At 69.3% G+C, this 22,521-nt stretch carries 25 protein-coding genes and 1 pseudogene; 14 read left to right on the top strand and 12 right to left on the bottom strand.

The window, feature by feature from the left end:
- The first annotated feature begins 54 nt into the window (after window positions 1-54).
- The 5 genes from OHT77_RS15515 to mctP all read left to right on the top strand — a co-directional run bounded on the left by OHT77_RS15515 (window position 55) and on the right by mctP (window position 6,308).
- Window positions 55-465, top strand: coding sequence for an OsmC family protein (locus OHT77_RS15515; protein ID WP_328829015.1), 411 nt, complete (start codon window positions 55-57; stop codon window positions 463-465).
- A gap of 33 nt (window positions 466-498) precedes the next feature.
- Window positions 499-1,263, top strand: a complete 765-nt coding sequence (locus tag OHT77_RS15510; protein WP_328834250.1) for an FAD/NAD(P)-binding protein — start codon at window positions 499-501, stop codon at window positions 1,261-1,263.
- Window positions 1,264-1,283: 20 nt separating this feature from the next.
- Window positions 1,284-2,486, top strand: a complete 1,203-nt coding sequence (locus OHT77_RS15505; RefSeq protein WP_328829013.1) for a hypothetical protein — start codon at window positions 1,284-1,286, stop codon at window positions 2,484-2,486.
- On the top strand, window positions 2,486-4,579 hold the full coding sequence (locus OHT77_RS15500) for a histidine phosphatase family protein (RefSeq protein ID WP_328829012.1): 2,094 nt from the start codon (window positions 2,486-2,488) through the stop codon (window positions 4,577-4,579). The genes OHT77_RS15505 and OHT77_RS15500 overlap by 1 nt, the downstream gene beginning before the upstream one ends.
- 85 nt (window positions 4,580-4,664) lie before the next feature.
- Window positions 4,665-6,308, top strand: coding sequence for a monocarboxylate uptake permease MctP (mctP, locus tag OHT77_RS15495; RefSeq protein ID WP_328829011.1), 1,644 nt, complete (start codon window positions 4,665-4,667; stop codon window positions 6,306-6,308).
- On the opposite strand, the gene OHT77_RS15490 is transcribed toward mctP, so the two are convergent.
- Window positions 6,301-6,903, bottom strand: a complete 603-nt coding sequence (locus tag OHT77_RS15490; protein ID WP_328829010.1) for a TetR/AcrR family transcriptional regulator — start codon at window positions 6,901-6,903, stop codon at window positions 6,301-6,303. The two genes, mctP and OHT77_RS15490, sit on opposite strands and share 8 nt — an antisense overlap.
- Before the next feature lie 455 nt (window positions 6,904-7,358).
- Here OHT77_RS15490 and OHT77_RS15485 point away from each other — a divergent pair, with 455 nt between their 5' ends.
- On the top strand, window positions 7,359-8,009 hold the full coding sequence (locus tag OHT77_RS15485; protein ID WP_328829009.1) for a peroxiredoxin-like family protein: 651 nt from the start codon (window positions 7,359-7,361) through the stop codon (window positions 8,007-8,009).
- 525 nt (window positions 8,010-8,534) lie between these two features.
- On the opposite strand, the gene OHT77_RS15475 is transcribed toward OHT77_RS15485, so the two are convergent.
- Together OHT77_RS15475 and OHT77_RS15470 are read right to left on the bottom strand one after the other, a co-directional pair.
- Entirely contained in the window at window positions 8,535-9,296 is a 762-nt protein-coding gene (locus OHT77_RS15475; RefSeq protein WP_328829008.1) for a class I SAM-dependent methyltransferase, read from the bottom strand.
- A 131-nt stretch (window positions 9,297-9,427) separates the two neighbouring features.
- Entirely contained in the window at window positions 9,428-9,757 is a 330-nt protein-coding gene (locus tag OHT77_RS15470) for a TfoX/Sxy family protein (protein WP_328829007.1), read from the bottom strand.
- A gap of 406 nt (window positions 9,758-10,163) precedes the next feature.
- Between OHT77_RS15470 and OHT77_RS15465 the strand changes: the two genes are divergently transcribed.
- On the top strand, window positions 10,164-10,895 hold the full coding sequence (locus OHT77_RS15465) for a flavodoxin family protein (RefSeq protein ID WP_328829005.1): 732 nt from the start codon (window positions 10,164-10,166) through the stop codon (window positions 10,893-10,895).
- Here the strand turns inward: OHT77_RS15465 and OHT77_RS15460 are convergent.
- Window positions 10,886-11,383 carry a MaoC family dehydratase gene (locus tag OHT77_RS15460; RefSeq protein ID WP_328829003.1) on the bottom strand — a complete coding sequence of 166 codons (498 nt, stop codon included), beginning with the start codon at window positions 11,381-11,383 and terminating at the stop codon, window positions 10,886-10,888. The two genes, OHT77_RS15465 and OHT77_RS15460, sit on opposite strands and share 10 nt — an antisense overlap.
- Window positions 11,384-11,649: 266 nt before the next feature.
- On the opposite strand from OHT77_RS15460, the gene OHT77_RS15455 reads away from it, so the two are divergent.
- A complete protein-coding gene (locus OHT77_RS15455; RefSeq protein ID WP_328829002.1) occupies window positions 11,650-12,204 on the top strand; it encodes a hypothetical protein in 555 nt (184 codons plus the stop codon).
- A 132-nt stretch (window positions 12,205-12,336) separates the two neighbouring features.
- On the opposite strand, the gene OHT77_RS15450 is transcribed toward OHT77_RS15455, so the two are convergent.
- Window positions 12,337-12,732, bottom strand: a complete 396-nt coding sequence (locus OHT77_RS15450; RefSeq protein WP_328829001.1) for a DUF302 domain-containing protein — start codon at window positions 12,730-12,732, stop codon at window positions 12,337-12,339.
- 175 nt (window positions 12,733-12,907) lie between these two features.
- Here OHT77_RS15450 and OHT77_RS15445 point away from each other — a divergent pair, with 175 nt between their 5' ends.
- The 3 genes from OHT77_RS15445 to OHT77_RS15435 all read left to right on the top strand — a co-directional run bounded on the left by OHT77_RS15445 (window position 12,908) and on the right by OHT77_RS15435 (window position 15,483).
- Complete coding sequence (locus OHT77_RS15445) at window positions 12,908-14,275, top strand: MBL fold metallo-hydrolase (RefSeq protein ID WP_328828999.1); 1,368 nt, start codon at window positions 12,908-12,910, stop codon at window positions 14,273-14,275.
- Between the two features lie 69 nt (window positions 14,276-14,344).
- The gene (locus tag OHT77_RS15440) at window positions 14,345-14,740 is read left to right on the top strand and encodes a rhodanese-like domain-containing protein (RefSeq protein WP_328828998.1); all 396 of its coding nucleotides are present in this window, start codon (window positions 14,345-14,347) and stop codon (window positions 14,738-14,740) included.
- Window positions 14,737-15,483, top strand: coding sequence for a sulfite exporter TauE/SafE family protein (locus OHT77_RS15435; protein WP_328828997.1), 747 nt, complete (start codon window positions 14,737-14,739; stop codon window positions 15,481-15,483). Before OHT77_RS15440 ends, OHT77_RS15435 begins: the two co-directional genes overlap by 4 nt.
- A 21-nt stretch (window positions 15,484-15,504) precedes the next feature.
- Here the strand turns inward: OHT77_RS15435 and OHT77_RS15430 are convergent, their stop codons facing one another.
- Window positions 15,505-15,792, bottom strand: coding sequence for a metal-sensitive transcriptional regulator (locus tag OHT77_RS15430; RefSeq protein ID WP_328828996.1), 288 nt, complete (start codon window positions 15,790-15,792; stop codon window positions 15,505-15,507).
- 80 nt (window positions 15,793-15,872) lie between these two features.
- Here OHT77_RS15430 and OHT77_RS15425 point away from each other — a divergent pair, with 80 nt between their 5' ends.
- On the top strand, window positions 15,873-16,460 hold the full coding sequence (locus OHT77_RS15425; protein WP_328828995.1) for a rhodanese-like domain-containing protein: 588 nt from the start codon (window positions 15,873-15,875) through the stop codon (window positions 16,458-16,460).
- 47 nt (window positions 16,461-16,507) lie between these two features.
- On the opposite strand, the gene OHT77_RS15420 is transcribed toward OHT77_RS15425, so the two are convergent.
- The 3 genes from OHT77_RS15420 to OHT77_RS15410 form a co-directional block, all read right to left on the bottom strand.
- Window positions 16,508-16,879 carry a thioredoxin family protein gene (locus OHT77_RS15420; RefSeq protein WP_328828994.1) on the bottom strand — a complete coding sequence of 124 codons (372 nt, stop codon included), beginning with the start codon at window positions 16,877-16,879 and terminating at the stop codon, window positions 16,508-16,510.
- Between the two features lie 51 nt (window positions 16,880-16,930).
- Window positions 16,931-17,155 carry a hypothetical protein gene (locus OHT77_RS15415; RefSeq protein WP_328828993.1) on the bottom strand — a complete coding sequence of 75 codons (225 nt, stop codon included), beginning with the start codon at window positions 17,153-17,155 and terminating at the stop codon, window positions 16,931-16,933.
- A 107-nt stretch (window positions 17,156-17,262) separates the two neighbouring features.
- Window positions 17,263-17,448, bottom strand: coding sequence for a hypothetical protein (locus OHT77_RS15410; RefSeq protein WP_328828992.1), 186 nt, complete (start codon window positions 17,446-17,448; stop codon window positions 17,263-17,265).
- A 455-nt stretch (window positions 17,449-17,903) separates the two neighbouring features.
- Between OHT77_RS15410 and OHT77_RS15405 the strand changes: the two genes are divergently transcribed.
- Complete coding sequence (locus OHT77_RS15405) at window positions 17,904-18,857, top strand: Ppx/GppA phosphatase family protein (RefSeq protein ID WP_328828989.1); 954 nt, start codon at window positions 17,904-17,906, stop codon at window positions 18,855-18,857.
- Window positions 18,858-19,225: 368 nt separating this feature from the next.
- On the opposite strand, the pseudogene OHT77_RS15400 reads toward OHT77_RS15405, so the two are convergent.
- Both OHT77_RS15400 and OHT77_RS15395 read right to left on the bottom strand, forming a co-directional pair.
- Window positions 19,226-19,378: pseudogene (locus tag OHT77_RS15400) on the bottom strand (Asp23/Gls24 family envelope stress response protein); the annotation flags it as partial.
- Complete coding sequence (locus OHT77_RS15395) at window positions 19,342-19,719, bottom strand: MerR family transcriptional regulator (RefSeq protein WP_328834249.1); 378 nt, start codon at window positions 19,717-19,719, stop codon at window positions 19,342-19,344. The gene OHT77_RS15395 and the pseudogene OHT77_RS15400, both read right to left, overlap by 37 nt.
- A gap of 159 nt (window positions 19,720-19,878) precedes the next feature.
- Between OHT77_RS15395 and OHT77_RS15390 the strand changes: the two genes are divergently transcribed.
- Entirely contained in the window at window positions 19,879-20,544 is a 666-nt protein-coding gene (locus tag OHT77_RS15390) for a class I SAM-dependent methyltransferase (RefSeq protein WP_328828987.1), read from the top strand.
- A 926-nt stretch (window positions 20,545-21,470) separates the two neighbouring features.
- Here the strand turns inward: OHT77_RS15390 and OHT77_RS15385 are convergent.
- Window positions 21,471-22,487, bottom strand: coding sequence for an IS110 family transposase (locus OHT77_RS15385; protein ID WP_328828985.1), 1,017 nt, complete (start codon window positions 22,485-22,487; stop codon window positions 21,471-21,473).
- Between the last annotated feature and the right edge of the window lie 34 nt (window positions 22,488-22,521).

Here is a 22,521-nt window from a genome sequence, read left to right as displayed (position 1 = left end):
GCAACCCCGGCCGGCCATCGTGTGCCCCGCTCCAGGACAGGAGTCCGTACCGCCATGTCTGACATCGGTGTGTCCCTTCGCCCCGTCGGCGGCAGCGTCGTCGTGGGCCAGGCCAGAGACCACACGGTCACCATCGACCGGCCCAAGGAGAAAGAGGGCACGGACGCCGGCCCCATGGGCGGCGAACTGCTGCTGCTGGCTCTCGGCGGCTGCTACGTGAGCACCTTCCTGGCCGCCCTGAGGGCCCAGGACCCGCAGGCCGATGCCTCCGAGGTCGGCTTCCAGGTCGACGGAACGCTCGTGAGCGCGCCGACCCGCTTCTCCGAGATCACCGTGCAGGTGTCCGCGCCTGCCGCCCTTGAGGACCTGATCTCCAAGCCCCTGCTCAAGGCCGAGCGAGGCTGCATCGTCCACAACTCGATCCGCGACGCCGTGACAGTCCGCTTCACCCACGAGTGGCGCTGACGCTTCCCCACCGAAGGAGACAAGACCGTGGAAATGCAGCACAGCACGATGCAGGACAGCGCCATGGACAGTGCGGCTCCCGGCACGCGGCGCGTCACGATCATCGGCGCAGGGTTCTCCGGAACGCTCACCGCCATCCGGCTGCTCCATTTCGCCGATTCGCCCCTGGAGATATGCCTCATCGAGCGTGAGGAGGGATACCGCTACGGCGGACTCGCCTTCGGCCGGGCGGCCACCAACTGGGAGCACATGCTCAACATCCAGGCCGGCCGCATCACCCTGCGCCGCGAGCGTCCCGAGGACTTCCTGGAGTGGGCCAACGAGGAGGCCGACCGCTCCACCTGGCCGCAGAAATGGCAGTACCACAGCTTCGGCGTCGCCTGCGTCGTACCGCGGCGGATCTTCAGCCAGTACCTGGCCGAGCGGCTGCGGTCCGCTGTCGCGGACGCCCACTCCGAGGTCACCCTGCGCGAAATGGCCGGCGAGACCATCGACGTGCGCGCCGAAGGCGAGGGCTACGTGGTCAAGTACGTCGACGCCGACCCGCAGGGCGGGGTGCACGACCTGCCCTCCGACCAGGTGATTCTGGCGACCGGTCACCTCTCGCCGGTGCAGGCGCCGTTCTACCACCGGCTCAGGGGCTGCGACCGCTTCCTCGCGGACCGTACGCCCCGGATGCCCAGGAGCGGTTCCAGGCCGTCGGCCCCGACGAGACGGTCCTGGTCACGGGATCCGCGCTCTCCGCCTTCGACACCGTCGTCTCCCTCGTCCACGCGGGGCACCGGGGACAGATCCTGATCTGCTCGCGGGGCGGCCACATGCACGGCCTCTACCCCGTCGACCACGAGCACGACATCTGGCAGGCCCGCCGCCCGCCCTTCCTCGACGCGGAGAACCTCACCGCGGAGACGGTCGTGGAGGGGGTCGAGGCGGAGTACGCCCACCTGCGCGACGAGCACGGTGTGGAGCCGGGCAGCGCGCTCGACGCCGTCTTCCCCGAGCGCGTCATGAAGGCGTGGGAGCCGTACGTCATCGAGCTGGTCTCCCGCATGGACCCGCGCGACGTCCGGATGCTGCTCGACCGGTACAAGAGCCTGATCGTCACCAACCGCACCAGCACGGTCCGGGAGATCGGCGGCATCGTCCGCAGCCGGATGCGCGGATTCAGCGGCGCCCCGAAGACCGTCACCGTCCTGTCCGCCGCCGTCCAGGACATGCGCCCCGTCCAGGACGGCACGAAGATCCGGGTCGTCTTCGCCGACCAGCCGGACATCGTCGTCGACCGGGTGGTCAACTGCCTGGGCAACAACACCGACTACGAGCGCACCGGCCACCCCCTGTGGAACGGACTGGTCAACGGCCACGGCTACGCGCAGCCGCAGACGAAGACCCACCGCGGCATCGAGGTCGGCACGCACGGACAGCTCGTCGGCGCCGACGGCGAGGTCGCGCGGAACCTCTTCTGCGTCGGCCCGATGCGCCAGGGCGACGAGACCACCCGCCGCGGCCGGCTGGGCGCGTTCGTGTTCAGCATCGGCACCCTGCGCAACCAGTGCTTCGACACGGCGATGGAGGTGCTGCGCGCCGTCAGGTCCGCGAACGGCGAGGAGCGGATGGACATCCCCGAGGGCATCCACCACTGCCTGGTCCGCAGCTGTGACTGGATCGTCGACGACCTCGCCCTCCCGGCCGGAAAGCCCGACGCGACCCGGCTGCGGGAGCGGCTGCTCGGCTACGCCCGCGCGACCGCGTACCTGAATGCCGTCAACTACCTGCAGGCGCAGGACCGCACCGAGCGCCGCAAGTACCGCGGCATCCTCGACGACGACCTGGCGCAGTTCGGTGCCGCCGTGTCCCGTGAGTTCGGGTTCGGCGCGCAGCAGGCCCGGCGCACGGTCTCCATGCTGACCACGCTGGTGGAGAAGCACGCCGTGCACAATCTGTGCGACATCACCAGGCTGGCGGGCTGGGACTCCCAGTACGGCGACCAGGTCAAGCACGCCCCGAAGAAGGACGCGTGATGACCGGCCAGGACGAACAGGAGCTGCTCGGCCGGCTGTTCATGGTCCGGCACGGCGAGTCCACCTGCAATTCGGTGCACCGCATCGCCGGACAGCGCGATGCCCCGCTGACGTTCCTGGGCCGGATCCAGGCCGAGAAGGTCGCGAAGAGCCACCGGGGCCAGCACTTCGACCGCGTCTACGTCTCCCCGCTGAGCCGCGCCCACGAGACCGCCGGCATCATCTTCGACCTCGATGAACTCGGCGAGGACGCCCCCGAGGTCGTTGTCGACGAACGCCTCATGGAGCGCGACTTCGGCAGCTACACGCTGGAGAGCAAGTCGATCCTCCAGCGCCGGCACGGCATCGCCGAGTACGAGCGGGCCATGAACGCCGACAGCCCGACCATGCACGGCGGCGAGACGTTCGCACAGTTCAAGGACCGCGTACACGCCTTCTACGAGCAGGAGTTGCTGCCCGCGCTGCGCCGCGGCGAAGTGGTCTGCGTGGTCTCGCACAAGTACGTCGTCGAGCTGATCTGCCGGTTCATCCTGGACCGGCCCGCCGACGAGTCGTACGACCTGCGCCTGCCCAACTCCCAGATGCTGCAGGGCGATCGGATCCACAGCTATGTGAAGAACGAGAACGAGACCATGAACATGGTCTACGACTGGGTCGTCGTCAACCATCCCGTGGTCTTCTGCGCCGGCCTGGCCGCCGGTCTTCTCGCCAACCTGGCGGGGCTGCGCGTGTCCACCTCGCCGTACCTGCTGCTTCTGCTGCTGGTGCTGGCCAGCGTCATCACCATGTGCCGCATCGAGCTGGAGAACGCGCGCACGTTCGTGACCGACCGCGGCACGCTCCGGTCCGTCGCCCTGCGCTACCTCGCCCTGCCGATCGCTTTCGCGGCTCTGCTGCGCTGGTGGGACGTGGGCAGTACGAGTACGGCGGCGATCGCCGCGGTGTTCCTCGCGACGCCGAGCTCGGTGGTCGCGATGACCGTCAGCCGCTGCCTCGGCGGAATGATCATGCCGACGTTCGCGCAGGTCCTGCTCTCCTCCCTGGCCGCCACCGTCTCGTTCTCGACCGTCCTGGCCCTGACCCTGCGCGAGGACGTCGCCCCGGCGGTCGCCATCAGCGCCGCCACTTCGACCGGCATCGTCACGGCGGCCTACGCCCTGGTCAAACGCCTGCGGGAGCGCTCTCCCATCCGTACGGCCAAGTACGGCGAGCGCAACGGGTATGTGGCCGTGCTGCTGCTCACCGCGTTCATCGTGCTGGTCTGCCTGAAGCTCGACCTGAACGGCTTCACCACCTACGCGCCGACCGCCGTCGGTATCGCCGTCGGCCTGCGCCTGGTCGCCGCACTGCTGTCCGCCATGCACAGCGGAGCAGGCGCCCTGCACGTCCTGCGCACCATCGGGCTCACCGCACTGTTCGCCCTGGTCATGCTCACCGTCGTGGCCCGCCTGCTGCGGCCGATGGGCGCGCAGGTCGAACGCACCGGCCACTTCGGCTTCGACCAGATGTACCTCGTCGTCGCCATCGTCCTGCTGTCCGGCCTGTTCACCGACTACATCGGCATCTACTCCGTCTTCGGCGGCTTCCTCGCCGGACTCGCGATGCCACGCAACCCCGCATTCCGCGAGGCCCTGCACAGCCGCATGATGGATCTCGTCTGCGTCCTGCTCCTGCCGATCTTCTTCGCCTTCTCCGGCCTCAACACCGAACTCGGCGGGATCGCCGGATGGGCCATGATCGGCCCGTTCGCGCTGATCCTCGCGGCGGGCTTCATCGGAAAGTACGTGGGCTGCGCGACCGCCATGCGCACGGTCGGCTTCTCCTGGCGCGAGTCCTGGGCGGTCGGCGGCCTGATGAACGCCCGCGGCCTGATGATCCTCATCTTCATCAACATCGGCCTCGCCCAGGGAATGATCACCAAGGACGTCTTCTCCATGCTGGTCCTGGTCGCCGTCATCACGACCGCCGGCGCCATGCCGCTGTACCGCTGGGCGCTGCCCGAACGGTTCGAACAGCAGATGTCCCCGCCCGCACCGGATCCCGCACCCACCTCACAAGCGGCCTCGCCCGAGGCCGAGCCCGCTCACGCCTGACCCACAGCCGGCCGGACGCACACGCGTCCGGCCGGCGCCCATGCGATGCCCGCCCGAAGCCCTTCGTCCCCGCACGGGAGCAGCCATGCCCAACGGCGTGAACCGCGTCGCCCTCGCCGTCTTCGTCCTCTTCTTCCTGGCCGTCACGGTCATGGGCTTCCTGGCCGCCCGCTGGCGCCGGGCCGACAACGAGCACAGCCTCGACGAATGGGGCCTGGGCGGACGGTCGTTCGGCACCTGGATCACCTGGTTCCTGCTCGGCGGCGACGTCTACACGGCCTACACGTTCGTCGCCGTCCCGGCGGCGGTCTACGCGGCGGGCGCGGCCGGGTTCTTCGCGGTGCCGTACACGATCCTCGTCTACCCCCTGATCTTCACGTTCCTCCCTCGCCTCTGGTCCGTGTGCCACCGGCACGGGTACGTCACCACGGCGGACTTCGTGCGCGGCCGGTTCGGGTCGAAGGGCCTGTCACTGGCGGTGGCCTTCACCGGCATCCTGGCGACGATGCCGTACATCGCGCTCCAACTGGTCGGCATCCAGGCGGTGCTGGACGTGATGGGCGTCGGCGGCAGCGAGAACACCAACTGGTTCATCAAGGACCTGCCGCTGCTGATCGCCTTCGGCGTGCTGGCGGCGTACACGTACTCCTCGGGGCTGCGCGCCCCCGCGATGATCGCCTTCGTCAAGGACACGCTCATCTACATCGTCATCACGGTGGCGATCATCTACATCCCGATCAAGCTCGGCGGCTTCGACAACATCTTCGCCAGGGCCGGCGAGGCGTACAGCCAGACCAACCCGGCGACCGGGAAGCCACGCGGCGCACTGGTCAGCGCCCCCGACGCGCAGTGGACGTACCCGACTCTGGCGCTCGGCTCCGCGATGGCCATGTTCATGTACCCGCACTCGATCACGGCAACGCTGTCGTCCCGCAGCCGCGAGGTGATCCGCCGCAGTACGACGGTGATGCCCCTCTACACCCTGATGCTGGGCCTGCTCGCGCTGCTCGGCTTCATGGCGATCGCGGCCGGAGTCAAGGTCACCAATGGCCAGTTGGCGATCCCCCAGCTGTTCGAGAACATGTTCCCGGACTGGTTCGCGGGCGTCGCCTTCGCGGCGATCGGCATCGGCGCCCTCGTCCCCGCGGCGATCATGTCCATCGCGGCGGCGAACCTCTTCACCCGCAACATCTACAAGGACTTCATCAAGCCCGACGCGACCCCGGCCCAGGAGACCAAGGTCTCCAAGATCGTCTCCCTCCTGGTGAAGGTCGGCGCCCTCGCCTTCGTCCTGACCATGGACAAGACGGTCGCCATCAACTTCCAGCTCCTGGGCGGCATCTGGATCCTCCAGACCTTCCCGTCCCTGGTCGGCGGCCTCTTCACCCGCTGGTTCCACTGCTGGGCCCTGCTGGCCGGCTGGGCGGTGGGCATGATCTACGGCACGTTGGCGGCCCACGGCGTGGCGTCTCCGACCCAGTCCCACTTCGGCGGCTCCGCGAAGGAGATCCCCGGCATCGGCGAGATCGGGTACATCGGCCTCACGGCGTTCATCCTGAACGTCGCCGTGACGGTGGTGCTGACGTTCGCCCTGAAGGCGCTCAAGGTTCCCGAGGGCATCGACGTCACGGCCTCGGAGGACTACGTGGCAGACGACGCGGCAGCAGCGAACCCGAAGGCGGTGCCCGTCCCTCGTCCGGGTACGTCGCCTGCCCCCAACCTCAGTTGAGAGCCGCCCGGCCGGCGATCGAGTCCAGCGCGGTGGCCACAGTCCTCCGCAGCGTCGCTGCATCGGCGCCGGCGCGGGAGCGCAGGTTGACCCCGTAGGCGACCAGCGCCAGCAGGTCGGCGGAGGCACCGGGATCGGAGCCGGGGGAGAGCTGCCCCCGGGCCCGGGCGGTGACGAGTGTCGCGTATATCGCGTGCCGCAGCTCCTGGTGATGCCGGTCAAGGACGGCACGTACGTCCGGATCGCTGCTCTCAGCCCCGGCGTGCGCGTTGGAGACCATGCACCCCCAGCGCGCGTACTCGCCCGAGCACCGTGCCTCGATCAGGTCGTCGAAGAACTCGGAGACGGCGGGCAGTCCCCGCTCGTCCTCCGCCAGGCGCCGGAACATGGGCTGGGACCGCTGCTCCAGGTAACGGTGCAGCGCGGCGAGGTAGAGCTCCTGCTTGCCACCGAACGTCGCGTACAGGCTGGAGCGGTTGAGCCCGGTAGCGGTCACGATGTCCTGGATCCCGGTCGAGGCCACGCCCTGGCGCCAGAACAGCCGCACCACGGTCTCCAGTGTCGCGTCAGGATCGAAGTGCTTGATGTCCGGCATGTTTCACCCCGCCATCTTGAAATAATGATTCCAAGATACTCCCCGTTCACCGCGCCGCAAAGGCGCTGACGGGTACGGAGCGCGGCAGGCCGCCCACCTGCGCAAGGGCGTCCAGCTTCGTCCACGATCCGCCCAGCCGCTGCTGTGCGCCGCGACCATGCCCCTATGAATCGCATACCGGCCCTATGGGCCGCCGCCTACGGGTCCCATACGTCCTCACTCCGCCGTTTCCTGGCGCGACGCGCAGTCCGCCTCGCCGCCTTCGTCCGGGCTCTGGCGCTGACCGACCACCGCCCGTTCACCAGCCTCTGACCCACCGATGTCTCCGCACGGCTGGTGCGGGGTCACGCATGGCCCTATCTTGAAACAGTCATTCCAGGATTTGGGGTCGACGTCGGTCCAAGCCCGACGTGCGTCTGGCCCCGCCCAGTCACCAGCCAGGAGGAACAAGCGTCATGACCACCCTCAATGCCGAACTGCGTACCTTCTACGAAGCCCGCCAGCAGCAGATCCCCGCCGAGATCAGGGAGGTCATGCAGCGGGCCAGCCAGGAACTGGCCGACTCCGGCCAGGCCGACCGTGCCCTGGCCACCGGAGCACAGGCCCCGCGTTTCAGGCTCCCCACCGCGACCGGACGCACCCTGGCCCTGGACGACCTGCTCGCCGACGGCCCGGTCGTCCTGACCTTCTACCGCGGTGCCTGGTGCCCGTACTGCAACATCGCGCTGCGTTCCCTCCAGCAGCACCACGCCGACGTCACCGCACGCGGCGCCCGCCTGGTGGCCGTCTCCCCGCAGATCCCCGACGAGTCCCTCACCCTCGCCGAGAAGCACGGGCTCGCCTTCGACGTCCTCAGCGACATCGGCTCCGACACCGCCAAGCAGTACGGTCTCGCCTTCGACCTCCCCGACGACCTCGGTGCCGTGTACGACAAGCTCGGCTTCGACCTCCAGCGCGTCAACGACGGCCACCCGCGCACCCTCCCGCTGCCCGCCACCTACGTCATCGACCGTGCCGGCGTGATCCGCTGGGCCTTCGTCAGCACCGACTACACAACCCGCGCCGAGCCCGCCGACATCCTCGCGGCCCTCGACGCACTGGACTGATCATCCCCTGGTCGAGTACACCGAGATCCGGGCAGCCGCAGGGCCGGGCAGCACCTGCTCGGTGCGTTGCCGGCGCGCGATGATGCTGTTTGATCGAGTCACCGACCCCGAGTGGGAGGCGAAGCCGGACAGGATCGAGGAGGTGCTGGTCCGTTTCCCGGACCGGGTCCTCGCCTTCGACGAGTTCGGCCCGCTCGGGATCAAGCCCGCCTCCGGCGTCGGCTGGGCCGTGTGCAAACGACTCGGCCGTCTGCCGGCCACCTCTCATCGCACCCGCGGGGCGCGCTCCTTCCGCGGCTGCTACTCGGTCGGCGACGGCCGCCTCCGGGGCGTAAACCGCCGCAAGGAGGGCGCCGGAATGCTGGCCGTGCCGCAGTCGGATCCGCGCCGCCCGGCCCGACAGTGCCCCGATCTCCGTGATCCTGGACAACCTGTTCGCTCACCAGGGCTCCGACATCCAGTGCCGAGCGAAGAAGAACGAAGCGAGGTGTGCTTCACCCCGGCCCATCCCGCTGCCCCGCACGGTCAGGGACAGAGCGCCACCAGGAGATCAACCACGTAGGTCTCCTCCACCTCCGCGCTGGGAAAAATCCTGCCCAGCTGCTCACGCTCATCGACGAAAAACGCATGGCGGCCGGCCTCTTCAAGGACGAGGAATACAGAGCGGCTGCCGATGTTGGCGAGATGCATGTCCAAAGAGACGGTGCGGCTCCAGCGCACCTGACGGCGCGCAACCCTCAGCCCCGCCAGCCCCGCCAACCGGACGGCATCAGTGTCCCAAGGACGCACCGCAGACCTTGGTGTCACCCCGCAGTGGCGCGCGATGCGCTCGTGCTGCTCACGGATCCACGGTACGTCGAAGGCCGTCGTGTTCCACCAGATCGCCAGCGCACCGCCCGCTCGCAGGACACGCAACGCCTCCGGGACAGACCGGCCGGGGTCGGTCCACTGCCAGGACTGCGCATACGTGATGAGGTCGCAGGAAGCCTCGGCCAGCGGCAGGGCATTGCCGTCACCTCTCACGATCGGCACCCCCGGGAGCGCCTTGTGAAACTCGCCGGCCATGGCCTCACCCGGCTCCACGGCAATCACCTCGGCGCCGCGCTCCCGCAGCAGCGCGCTGGCGATTCCGGTGCCCGCGCCGACATCGGCGACCCGGGCACCCGTCAGACGGCAGCCTGCGAACTCCTCGACGGAGTCAAAGAGCGCGGGTGGATAGGAAGGCCGGCTCGCCGCGTACTGCGCCGCGGCTGCATCGAACGACTGGGCGCGAGAGCTGGCGGTCATGCCCTCATCATCGCTTTCCCGCACCAAGCATTCGACCATCACCAACCCCATTGATCGTTTCCGGCCACAGCAGTAGCTGACCTGACCCGGCACCATGACCCTGCGGGGGTCGGCACGCGGATCAGGGGTTCCTACTTGGGTGGGAGGCTCGCGGCGAAGCCGTGGCCCTCGTCGACCCACGCACCCAGTTCCTCGTCCTGGGCGACGGCCTCGGCCGCGACCACGATCCAGCCGCGCATGGGACGGCCGGTCATGTCGAAAATCCGCGCACCCGGCCGGGCAAGGGCCGCGTCGGTGGCGTCCGGACCGACCCGGACCATGAGATCGTCGCCGGTCACGCCGACGGCCATGTTGCCGCAGAGAAGGAAAGCGATGCCGCCGAACATGCGCTTCTCCGTGATGCCGGGCTCCGCCTCGAATCGCCGGCGAACGCGCTCGGCGAGTCCTTCGTCATACGCCATCGGGAGTCACCCTTCGGGCTGCGGACAGGAGCGGTACGGTCAGGCGGGAGAGGCCGCCCCGGGCCGGATGCAGCCCAGGGTGCCCCGCGGGTGGGGCTCGAACGAGTACATCACGTGCATCGGTCTTGGGACCGCCGCTCGCACTGTCACGTCGGTCGTCATCGGGCCACGGTCTTGCGCTCGTACACGAAGGTTTTGGTCCGAGTGGCGCCGTGCTGGATCCAGGATGGCCGTGAACGGCGCCGAGTGGCCGCCCGGCAGGGCTGCGCCGGAAGACCGGGGGAGAGGAATGACGAATCGGTGACCAAGTGACGACATAGAGCGACAAAGAGAGATCCTTGCGAGAGGCTGCCGCTGAGCCCGCCTGCGGACCGATCCGCCCGCCAGCCTCGTGAAGGAGCCCGCCGTGACCGCCCCGAGCCCTGCCGACGACGCATACCGCTTCGACGACCTGAACGCCCTGTTCATCAACTGCACACTCAAGCCGTCGCCGCAGCAGAGCCACACCGAGGGGCTGATCGACAAGAGCCGGGCGATCATGGACGCGCGCGGGGTCACCACGGATGTCGTCCGCGCCGTCGACCACGACATCGCGCCGGGCGTCTACCCGGACATGACCGAGCACGGCTTCGCCACGGACGCCTGGCCGGCGTTGTGCGAGCAGGTGATGGCCGCCGACATCCTGGTGCTGGCCGGGCCGATCTGGCTGGGCGACAACAGCTCGGTCACGAAGAAGGTCATCGAGCGGCTCTACGGCGGCTCGGGACTGCTCAACCCGGCGGGCCAGTACGCCTATTACGGGCGGGTCGGCGGCTGTCTGATCACCGGCAACGAGGACGGTGTGAAGCACTGCGCGATGAACATCCTCTACAGCCTGCAGCACCTCGGCTACACCATCCCGCCGCAGGCCGACGCGGGCTGGATCGGCCCGGCGGGCCCCGGACCCTCCTACCTAGACCCCGGCTCGGGCGGCCCGGAGAACGACTTCACCAACCGCAACACCACGTTCATGGCCTGGAACCTGATGCACATGGCGGCCATGCTCAAGCGCACCGGGGGCGTCCCGGCGCACGGCAACCAGCGCTCCGAATGGGACGCCGGGTGCCGCCTCGACGCGGCCAACCCCGACTACCGCTGAGGTACGCGCCGCAGCAGGATGTTCATCGCTGTCACGGTGAGCACGGGTTCACCGCGCTGGTTGAGCACCTCGACGGCGGTGTGCACGATGCCGCGGTCCGGCTTGGAGCGGGAGACGCGGGCTTCCTGGACCATCGTGCGGATCGAGAGGCTGTCACCGGGCCGGACCGGCCGGACCCAGCGCGACTCATCGACGCCCGGGGAAGCCAGGCTCGCGACCTTGCTGACGAAGTGGTCGGCGTACAGGCGCATCATGACGCTGGCGGTGTGCCAGCCGCTGGCGATCAGTCCTTTGAACGGACCCCCTTCTGCGGCCTCGGGATCCGTGTGGATGTTCTGCGGGTCGAACTCCCCGGCGAACCGCAGAATGTCCCGCTCGGTCATGGTGATGCTGCCGTAGACGTACACCGAACCCGGGACGTAGTCCTCGAAATAGCGGTTCTGGATCGGAACGTTGTAGTCCACGTTGCTCAGCGTGGTGGTCGTCATGGGCGGCACGATAGCCGGGGGCGATTGTCCGCGGGGACAGGGAACTGCCGTCTGGCGCCGACCGGGAACCCCAACCGGGTTCCACGAAAGTGTTCGGGCCGTTGCATCAGCTATATCCGGTGAGACATGGCCGCGTGGAACCTCTGCCGGCCTCCAAGCCCCGAGCTGCTTGGCCCCCTTTGAGCCCGTCAGCCTGAGCTGCCCCGAGTCTGGTGGCCGTTCCGGAGGCGGTAGAGGCCGACATGGGCTGTGCCAGGCTGTCCACCATGGCGTACGCGACGGTCCGGGGACTGACCTTGCCCGCACGGCTGACTTCCCTGCTCGATCAAGGCCGGTGGCGCCATCCGGGCGACGCCGAGATGGCGACACTGATGCCGTGGTTCGAGAGCCCGATCGACTTCCTCGCGACCACGCGCCAGATGGAATGGGAGTCCGGTTCACTGGACACCTTCGACGATGACCGGTACGCGGCCTTTTTGCACGTGGCGCGAGGCGGCGGTCAGGAGACTCCGGTCGAACTGCCCTGGCTGGATGTCGAGAAGGCGTTCTTCATCGCGGTGAACCGGGTCCCCGGTGATGACGTCGGCCTCGCCCTCGACTACCGCACCGACGCCCACGACCCGCGGGTCGTGGGCAGTTACGTCTCGATGAATCCACTGTTGTACGAGTGGCGAGTCGTGGCGCCCGCATTCTCTGCCTTCGCCGCTGCCCTGCCCTGGATTTTTAGAGCGACCAAAGAGGCGCGCTCATCGGCGCAGAGTCTGGAATGGCCAGTGACTTGCCGCGAAGAACCTCAATGCCAACGCGTCATTGCACCGTGATCGCTGAGGTCCTTCGACGGCTTCCCGGCGGCAGCGAGTACGTGTGGCCCTGCCGTGATCCTCGGGAGGATACCGAGGTTGGGAGGCGGCAACGCCGGACGGTTCGGTCGGAGGCGTCCCGCGGCGAGGTCGTCAGGCGTCCTTGGTGAGGGCGGCGAGGGCGGCGTCGAGGCGGTGGGTGGCCTCCTCGGCGACCGGGCGCAGCGCGTCGAGTCCGGTGAGGGTGACCATGGTGTTCGGGTCGAGGGCCTGTACGGCGGTTCGGTTGCCGTCGCGGCGGACGACGACGTTGCAGGGCAGCAGCAGGCCGATGGTGCGGTCGGTCTCCAGGGCGCGGTGGGCCAGAGGCGGGTTGCAGGCGCCGAGGATGATGTAGTCCTCCATGTCGTGGTCGAGCTTCGCCTTGAGCGTGGCGGTGACGTCGATCTCGGTGAGGATGCCGAAGCCCTGTGCGGCGAGGGCTTCGCGGACGCGGCCGACGGTGGTGGCGAAGTCGGTGTCGAGGTGGACTGTGCGGTCGTAGCGCATGGCGAAGACCTTTCTCGTCGGTTCGCGTGGCGTGGGACGGGTGTCCGGCCGGATGCGAGGTACTCGTGAAGCGTTTCCCGGACTTTCCCTGCCCTTGGAAATACCCCCCGGGGTACTAGTGTTACGGTCGTAAGCATACCCCCCTGGGTAATTCTTCGCTGGAAGGGAGTACCGCGTGTTCTTCGTCGACACGATCGAGGTGTCAGGGCTCGGCAACCGCAGCTATCTCGCGGGCGGCGAACGGACGGCGGTGGCCGTCGACCCACCCCGTGACGTGGACCAGGTGATCGCGGCGGCGGCCCGGCGCGGTGTGCGGATCGCGCAGGTCGTCGAGACGCACGTCCACAACGACTACGTCACCGGCGGTCTGGAGCTCGCCCGGCTCACCGGCGCCGCCTACCTCGTTCCCGCCGCGGCCCGCGTCTCCTTCGCGCGTGTGCCGGTGCACGACGGTGACCGCACGGAGATCGACGCCGAGGCCGGTCTGACCCTGCGCGCGCTCGCGACGCCCGGCCACACTCCGCACCACACCTCCTATGCGCTGGAGGAGAACGGCACGGCGGTCGTCGTGTTCACCGGCGGTTCGCTGCTGATCGGCACGGTGGGCCGCCCGGACCTCGTGGAGCCCCGGCTGACCGAGCAGCTCGCCCGCGCCCAGCATGCCTCCGCACGCCGTCTCGCCGCCGAACTGCCGGACGAGACCGAGGTGTTGCCCACGCACGGATTCGGCAGCTTCTGCTCGTCCTCGCAGACGGAGGGCAGCGCCACGACCATCGGCAAGGAGAAGGCGTCCAACGAGGCCCTGACCCGGGACGTGGACGACTTCGTCGCCGGACTGCTGGCCGGGCTGGACGACATCCCCGCCTACTACACGCACATGGGCCCGGCCAACGCCGCCGGACCCGCGCCGGTCGACCTGACCCCACCCGCCGTCGCGGACGCCGGGGAGATAGCCGCCCGGCTGGCGGTAGGGGAGTGGGTGGTGGACCTGCGCAACCGCGTCGCCTTCGCCGAAGGGCACGTGTCCGGCTCGTTCAACTTCGAGGCCGAGGGGCAGCTCGCCACGTATCTGGCCTGGCTGATTCCGTGGGGCAAGCCCGTGACGCTGCTGGCCGAGTCGCGCGAGCAGCTCGCCGCCGCCCAGCGCGAGCTGGTCCGGGTCGGCATCGACCGCCCCGCCGCCGCGGCCACCGGCGCACCGGCCGAGTGGGTGCCCGAGGGCACGGCACCGGCCTCCTTCCGGCGTGCGACGTTCGCCGATCTCGCGGGTCGGCGTCCCGTGGAGGGTGTCGTCGTCCTCGATGTGCGACGCGGCTCGGAGCGGGCGGCCGGGTACATCGAGGGCTCGGTGCACATCCCGGTCCACGCCCTGCACCGCCGTCTCGGCGAGGTGCCCGCCGGTGAGGTGTGGGTGCACTGCGCGGGTGGGATGCGTGCCGCGATCGCCGCCTCGCTGCTGGATGCGGCCGGTCGCGAGGTCGTTGCCGTGGACGACTCCTTCGACGCGGCCGAGAAGGCGGGACTCACCGTACGGACGCCCTGACGGCGTCGGATGCCGTAGGCGTTCCACCGATTTTCACTGCCGACATGGAATCAGGAGCGAGAAACCGATATGAGCATCTTCCGTCGAGATCGGGGCGGCGCGGGCCGCGTGAGCGTGCAGGAGGCGGCCATACGCACCGGGCACGGCGCCGCCGCCGGCGGTGGTAGCGGCGGTGACGCCGTGCTGCTGGATGTGCGCGAGCCGTACGAGTGGCAGGCGGGACACGCGCCGCGCGCCGTACACCTGTCCCTCTCTGCGCTGGCCGCCGGGGCCGGGCTGCCCGCCGAGGCGCAGGCGCGGCCCCTGGTCGTGATCTGCCGCTCCGGCAACCGCTCCCGGCAGGCCGCGGAACTGTTGGCCACTCGCGGCGCGGAGGCCGTGGACGTGATCGGCGGCATGCGGGACTGGGCGGGGGCGGGTTTGCCGGTGGTGGATCCGCAGGGGAGGAACGGCGCCGTCGCGTGAGCACTCTCATACTTGCCCTGGCCGCGGGTGCGGTCATCGGTCTCGCGCTCGGTGCGCTCGGGGGCGGCGGCAGTGTGCTTGCCGTGCCCGCCCTGATCTATCTGCTCGGCTTCAGTCCGGTCGCTGCGACGACCGCGAGTCTGGTCATCGTCACGCTCACCTCGGTCACCGCGATGGTCGCGCACGCCCGCGACGGGAACGTCCGCTGGCGTACGGGGCTGCTGTTCGCGGCGGCCGGGATCGGTCCGGCGATGCTGGGGGGCGCGCTCGCCGGACGTATTCCGGCCGCAGTGCTGACGGCGGCCTTCGCCGTGGTCGCGGGAGCGGCAGCCCTGCGCATGCTGCGGTCCCGGCCGGCCGCGGAGGGCGCTGTGACGGTGCGGCCGGTGCGGGTGGCGGCAGCCGGTGGCGGGCTCGGCGCGGTCACCGGTGTCCTCGGTGTCGGCGGCGGCTTCCTTGCCGTACCGGCGCTGGTGAGTGTGCTGGGCCTGCGGATGCGGAACGCGGTGGGCACCAGCCTGCTGGTCATCACCGTCAACTCGCTGGCCGCGCTGGCGATGCGCGCCGGTACGGTCGAGGGGCTGGACTGGGCGGTCGTCGGGCCGTTCGTCGCGGCTGCGATCCTCGGGGCATGGGACGGCAAGCGGCTGTCCGTGAAGGTCTCGGGACACACGCTTCAGCGGATCTTCGCGCTGGTGCTGCTGGCGGTGGCGGTCTTCATGCTGATCGACGCGGTGCTGTGAGGGCCGCCGTGTCGGGAGCCCTCACGCCAGGGACAGGAACAGCTTCTCCAGGCGGGCGCGCATCTGCCGGGCGTCCTCGCCGTTCTTGCGGCCGGATTCGATGTCGGTCATGCACTGCTGCATGCCGGTCGCGATGATCGCGAAACCGGCACGGTCCAGCGCGCGGGAGGCGGCGGCGAGCTGGGTGACGACGTCCTCGCAGTCGCGCCCCTCCTCGATCATCCGGATCACGCCGGAGATCTGACCCTGCGCACGGCGCAGGCGGTTCAGCACGGCCTTCAGGTCCGCACCCTCAAGCTCCAGTTCCACGATCACTCCTCAGAAATACCCCTAGGGGTACTGTACGTCCCGGTTCGGGGCGGCGTCGACCATTAAGGATCACACCTGTCATGACCAGCTCTCCCAACCCCGTCACTCTCGCCACCGAGCAGGCCCGCACCCGGCTGCACGAGCTCACCGTCATCGACGTGCGCACGCCCGCCGAGTACGCCTCCGGCCATCTCCCAGGCGCCCTGAACATCCCGCTGGACCACGTCCGCCGCGCCCTGCCGGAGATACGCCACGCTTCCGAGCAGGGTGACGTCCTCGTCGTCTGCGCCTCCGGCGCCCGCTCCGAGAACGCCTGCAAGCTCCTGGCCGAGCAGGGCATACCCACAGCCACCCTCTCCGGTGGCACCGGCGCCTGGGCCGCCGAGGGACACGACCTGCACACACCGGCCGCCTGCGACACACGGGCCGGCTGGAGCATGGAGCGCCAAGTGCGCTTCACCGCCGGCACGGTGGTGCTCCTGGGCCTCCTCCTCGGCCTGCTCGTGCACCCGGCCCTCCTGCTGATCTCCTCCGGTGTCGCGGGCGGCCTGGTCTTCTCCGCCCTCACGAACACCTGTGGCATGGCGGCCGTGCTCGGCAAACTGCCGCACAACCGCCCGCGCACGGCCGATCTCGACGCCGCGCTGGCCGCTCTGCGCAGCCGCTGAACCCGCGTTCCAGGGCGCCCGTGGAGACTCCACGGGCGCCCTGGAGGTCAGTTCGCTCCCGTCGAGCCCGCGGCGGTCTTCCGGCGCACGTCGTCCATGTCGACTGCCCTGATCTTTCCGACGAGCTCCTCCAGGGCCAGCGGCGGCAGGGCGCCCGGCTCGGCGTACAGGACGGTCCGGTCGCGGACGGCCATCAGGGTGGGGATGGAGGAGATGCGGAAGCCCGCGGCGAGTTCGGGCTGTGCCTCGGTGTCGACCTTGCCGAAGACGATGTCCGGATGCCGCTCGGCCGCCTTGTCGTAGACGGGGGCGAAACGGCGGCACGGTCCGCACCAGGCGGCCCAGAAGTCGATCAGCACGATCTCCGAACCGGTGACGGTCTCCTCGAAGTTGTCCTTGGTCAGTTCCACGGTGGGCATGGTTTCCGGTCTCCTCTCATATACCCAGTGGGGTATCTGGATCTCTTCGGTTCAACCGGTGCCGGTCCGGGTTTGTTCCAGGCAGACGGGCGGCAGCGGGAACCAGCGCATCCGCTCGAAGTCGGCCGGAAGCCCGGTGGGGCCGTCGTCGAGGGAATCCGCACGGCGGGTCAGCACCTCGCGGGCACGGCCGAGCTGTCCCGGCAGCGCTTCCTCGCCCAGCCGGTGGTGGCGGACCGTCGACGCGGTGATCCGACCGTCGGCGGCGAAGCGCACGTCGGCCAGCCGCAGCGGGGGAGAGGACGGGCCGGTGCGGTGGCGCCACAGGTCGGTGTGCGGGTCGAAGCGGTAGTCGGGAAGGAGCCGGTGGCCGTACGTGGCGATCAGCTCGACTGCGTCGATGAGGTATCGCGGGCGGTGTCGCTGATGAAGTAGTTGAAGTTGAGGCGGATCCAGCCGGGTTTGATGCCGTCGCAGCCGTGGACGACCTCGTCGAGCAGGGCGTGGGAGGCGGCGGCACTCTCGCGATCAGGCTGGGGTGTGGTCTCGGGTTCCGGGGCACGCACCACAGAGCAAGAATCTCGCGTGCTGCCCTGCCGTGCATCACGGCGGTGGGGAGGGGCGCATGCAGTGCGCCTGCCCGATCACATGCACGCAAATCCCATCGTCCGGTCAAGGGCGACAGCGCTCGAACACCGCAGGTGGCTCCATATCAACGACACATCAGCACGAGCGTTCTCCCTGAGCCCGGGCAACTGGAAGGCAGCCACGCGTTTGAGTCCTGAGCTGGTCAAACGTTCAACGGAGCTCTTCGTGGCCACCGGGGCGGACACCCGCATGTGCCCCCACGGGCCTGCATTTGACCGGCGGTTCTCTGCTGCTCCGGGGATGGGGCGGAGAGTGCGCGAGTGGTGACGATATGCTCACGAGGTGGGCCGGAATCCTGCTCACCTCGTCGGAGGTGCTGTCCAAGGGCGGGAGAAGAAGCCGGTCCTGTCGAGCGCGGGATCAGGGGAGGCATGGGGTGCGGCAGGCAGGTGTGCTCGATGTCGGGTGCCACAGTGCACTGCTGACGGTTGTGCGGCGGCGTCCGGGTGCGGTGCTGGAGCCGGTGTTCTCCCGCAAGGTGCGGCTGAGACTGCACGAGACCCTCGACCACAAGGGACGGCTGGACCGGGCCGGCATGAGAAGCGTCGAGCGGGCAGTGGCCGAGACCGTCGCCGCGAACCCGCGTCCTCGCGGCGCGGAAGTGTTCGCGTTCGCCACCTCCGTCATCCGGGACGCGCCCAACCGGGACGCGATCATCGCGCACGTGGCACGCACCACGGGCACCCGCCTGCGCGTGCTGACCGGCGAGGAGGAGGCGCGGCTGGCCTACGTGGCCGCCCGCCAGTGGGCGGGCCCGGCGGTCGGCCCCCTGCTCGTCCTGGACATCGGCGGCGGCACCGTGGAGATCGCCTCCGGCACCGGCGACCAACCCCACACCGTCCACTCGCTGCCGCTGGGCGCGCGCAGGATCACCCGGGACTGGCTGCCCGGCAACACGGCACCGTCCCCGCGCCGCCTGGCCGAGGTCCGGAAGTACCTGCGCCAGTCCCTGGAAGCCGTTCCCGACCTGCCGCGGGCCGAAGCGGGTCTGCGGGTGCTGGCCTGCTCCAAAACCTTCGAACAGCTCGCCCGGCTTGCCGCAGCCCGGGGCAAGGCGCCGCGAGCCCGACGACAACTGACCCTGCCCCAACTGCGCACTGCGGTCGACCTGTTGGCCGGGGCGAAGCCGTCCCGCCGTGGCAAGCTGCCCGGCATTTCCCAACACCGCGCCGAACAGTCCCTGGCCGGAGCCCTGATCGCTCAAGCGCTCACGGAAGCCTGCGGGGCCAAGAGCGTCGAGATCTGCCCCTGGTCCACCCGGGAAGGACTCCTGCTGGAACACCTCGGCGTGACCGCCACCACGGTCGCCCGCTCCCGGCACACCGGCTGAACCCCAACGCTCTGCACCGCAACCGTCGACAGTCTCGTCTTCGGCGGCAACATCATCGAGTCCGGCACCAACCCGTTCAGCCTGACCCAGGCGAGGCCCAGGCTGAACGCGCTGACACCGGCTGCCCCATGGACGCTGTCACCGACCTGGCGCCGTTCCTCCACTAATTGGTTGGACGAAGAGGAACGCCACGCTGCGCTCTTCCACGAACTCGCCTGCCCGGTCTCACACAAGACAGGGCGCGCCAACTGCCCTCACCCCTGCCCCGCCCGGAAGCTCGCCCCGGTCTCCATCCACCGGGTTCTCACCGGAAGAGAGCCTGCCGTGAGATCGTGGCCACACGACCGCCAACGGCTGAGAAGCTGTTGTCAGTGCAGCCGGTCCCCACCGGTCTGCGGTGTGTCCTCGTCGGGCAGGTGTACGTCGTTGACGGCGATGTTCACCTCGACGACCTCCAGGCCCGTCATCCCTTCCACCGCGGCGATCACGTTCTCGCGGACCGCCGCGGCGACCTCGCGGATGCCAGGTGCTCCAGCGCACTGCGCAGCGAGGCGGCGAACGCCTGCAGCTCGGCCAGACGCCCTTGGACCTCGTCGAGGCGGGCGGCGATCTGGGGCCGCAGGTCGGCCTTCACGTCCGCGCAGGCACCGGCCTCCCACACCGCCAGCAGTTCGCCGATCTCCTCCAGCGGCAGCCCGAGATGCTTGGCCGCACCGATGAACTCCAGCCGCTCCACCGCGTTCTCCCCGTACACCCGATACCCGGAGGCGGTGCGGCCGGCGGGCAACAGACCCGCGCTCTCGTAGAAGCGCAGGGTGGTGGCCGGGACGCCACAGCGTTCGGCGAGCTGGGAGATCCGCATCGTGCTCACACCTCTGACGGTAAACCTTCCATCCGGCTCGAAGGTCAAGCGCGGCGCGCGACGAGAGCGCCCGCGGGAGAGCCTTCGCCGGTGTCCGAGGCGGGTTCTAGGCTGGGGACTTCCCCGCCCCCGGGGACGCGTGGAGAGGCAGGAACACCCATGCCCGAGCAGGACCTGGAGCTGGCCGAGGCGCAGCGCGCGCACTGGCAGCAGACGTATACCGTCCATCCCGGCATGTACGGCGACGAGCCCTCCGCCCCCGCTGTCCATGCCGCCGACGTCTTCCGCGCAGCCGGTGCCGAACAGGTCCTGGAGCTGGGGTCCGGGCACGGGCGCGACGCCCTGTACTTCGCCCGGCGCGGGTTCACCGTCACCGCGACCGACTTCAGCCCCGTGGGCCTGGACCAATTGCGTGACGCGGCCAGCCATCTAGGTCTGGGCGCGGCGGTGGACACCACCGTCCACGACGTACGCGAAAAGCTGCCGCTGTCGGACGCCTCGGTGGATGCGGTCTTCGCACACATGCTGCTGTGCATGACCCTGTCCACCGAGGAGATCCGCGTTCTTGTGGGCGAGGTGCGGCGTGTGCTGCGGCCCGGCGGCACCTTCGTCTACACGGCCCGCCACACCGGCGACGCCCACTACGGCACGGGCATCGCGCACGGCGACGACATCTTCGAGCACGGCGGCTTCGCCGTGCACTTCTTCGACCGTGCCCTCGTGAACGCCCTCGCCGACGGGTGGCGCCTCGACGAGATGCACGCCTTCGAGGAGGGCGAACTCCCGCGTCGCCTGTGGCGGGTCACCCAGACACTGCCTGGATAAACGATCAAGACCTGCACCGTCCTGGAGGGCGCGCACGTCCCCCTACGGCTCCGGCTGCGCTACCGGACTACGGTGGAATTATGAGAGAGCTGGGGACGGGACGTACTGGTGGGGGACGGGCCCGACCGGACTGGCCCTCGGGGCTCAGCTACGGGCGTGCGGCATCGACCGTGCACTTGATCGGGCGCGCGAGCCCCGGGTGCCACCGCTCGGCCTTCCCCGTCGTCGTCGGGTTCGGTCGTCCGGGGCGCAGGAGCCCGCAGTCCGTCAACAGTGCATCGGAACGCTTGTTGTGGACAGCGATCAACTGCCCAAACCGGATCACTAGCGTCTGGGGCGAAACGGCAACCCACCAGACCGTGTGCACATCCGTGTGCTCTCGGCCACATCAGGGCAGGTCACGCGCGGTTTTACGAGTATCGCGCCAGGAATCCCATAGTGCCGCAAGGTTTCGGGACTTGTTGGCGAGCGAGGCCATCGTACGCTCAAGCTCATGCCCTTGACCTGCGGAAATATGCCAGCAGGCGAGGTTATCCACAGGGTGTGCGGTGGTGCGTGGACTAAAACAAGCAACCAAAAGACCGTGTGCGTTTTGACGTGAACCCAAAAAACTCCCGACCTGTATTTATGCACCCATGAGGGCTGGGGCTGTCAAGGCGCACGACACCCCGGCCCGGGGTGTTCCGGAAGGAGACACGCCGGGTTGATCACGTTTGTTGGCAGGAGTGTTGGGCCGTGGTCCCCCGAGTCGTGGTCGTGCGGAGAGGACTCGCACGCACCCATTCGATCCCGGCCGACCGGGCCGGATCATGACCTTGCTTCGGGGGCCGGGCTGCTCATTCAGGTCACCGAGCGTGGCGATGGCCGGCTCATGCAAAGATGCGAGCTCGCCCGGGGCTTGTCGTCCCGTCCGTGGGATGTGGCCGTCATGTCGTGCTGCACGGCTCCTTCGGCTGCTGGGCCGCGTCGAGTTCGCGCAGCACGTGGTAGGCGTGGGTGAGGAGCTTGCGGGCCACCGCGATCGTGGCGATCTTCCGGCCACGGCGGTGCGCGATCTGCTCGAAGCAGGCCGCATAGGGCTCGGTGCGCTTGGCGGTCTGCGCGGCCTGGTTCATGATCCAGCGCAGCCACGGGTCGCCCTGCTTGGAGATGTGCCCGTAGCGCACGGTGCGGTCCGAGCCGCGGACCGTGGGGGTGAGCCCCGCCCAGGAGGCGAGCTTGCGGGCCGAGGGGAACCGCCGGATGTCTCCGATCTCCGCCACGATGACCAGCGCGGTGAGGGGCCCGATGCCGGGCAGCGCGGTTAGCGCCTTGACCCGCACATCCGCCCTGGCCGCCTGGGCGAGCACGGCGTCGAGCCGGTCGATGACCACCTGCAGCGCATCGATGACCTCCAGCCGGTCGGCCACCGCATCTCGGGCGCTGTCCGGCAGCGGCAGCGCCTCCAGCCATGCGCGGCCCACCCCGTTCCAGCAGCTGGCCCCGCGGTCGCAGCCGTAGTCGGCGAGGACCGCGTGGATCCGGTTACGCAGCAGGGTCCGCAGCCGCACCAGCCGGGCACGGTGCCGCAGCACGGCCCGCTGCTCGCGTATCGCTGCCGGAGCGATCCATGCCTCGGGCAGCAGGTCCGTGCGCAGCAGATGGGCCAGGGTGGCGGCGTCGACCTTGTCGTTCTTCAGCCGGGCCGAGGCGATCGCCTTGCACTGCAACGGGTGTGCCATGTGCGGCTCGAAGCCGTAGTCCTGGAGCAGCTCGATCAGCCAGCCCCAGCCGTAGGCGGCCTCGAACGCCACCGGCGTGCCTGTTGGCAGATCACCGATCACGCCCAGCACCGTCTCGCGCCCGTTGACGACGTTGCGGTTCACCGCCGTCCGGCCGCTCTCGTCGAGTACAGCGATCTGCGACCGGCGACGATGCACATCAATCCCTACAAAAGCCTGCATCGCGGGCCTCCTGACCCGGACTCGGCTCCCCCAA

It is taken from the genome of Streptomyces sp. NBC_00252 (assembly GCF_036187565.1).
GTDB lineage: Bacteria > Actinomycetota > Actinomycetes > Streptomycetales > Streptomycetaceae > Streptomyces.
The sequence above is the reverse complement of the archived record's forward strand: the minus strand, read 5'-3'. Positions and strand labels throughout refer to the sequence as shown.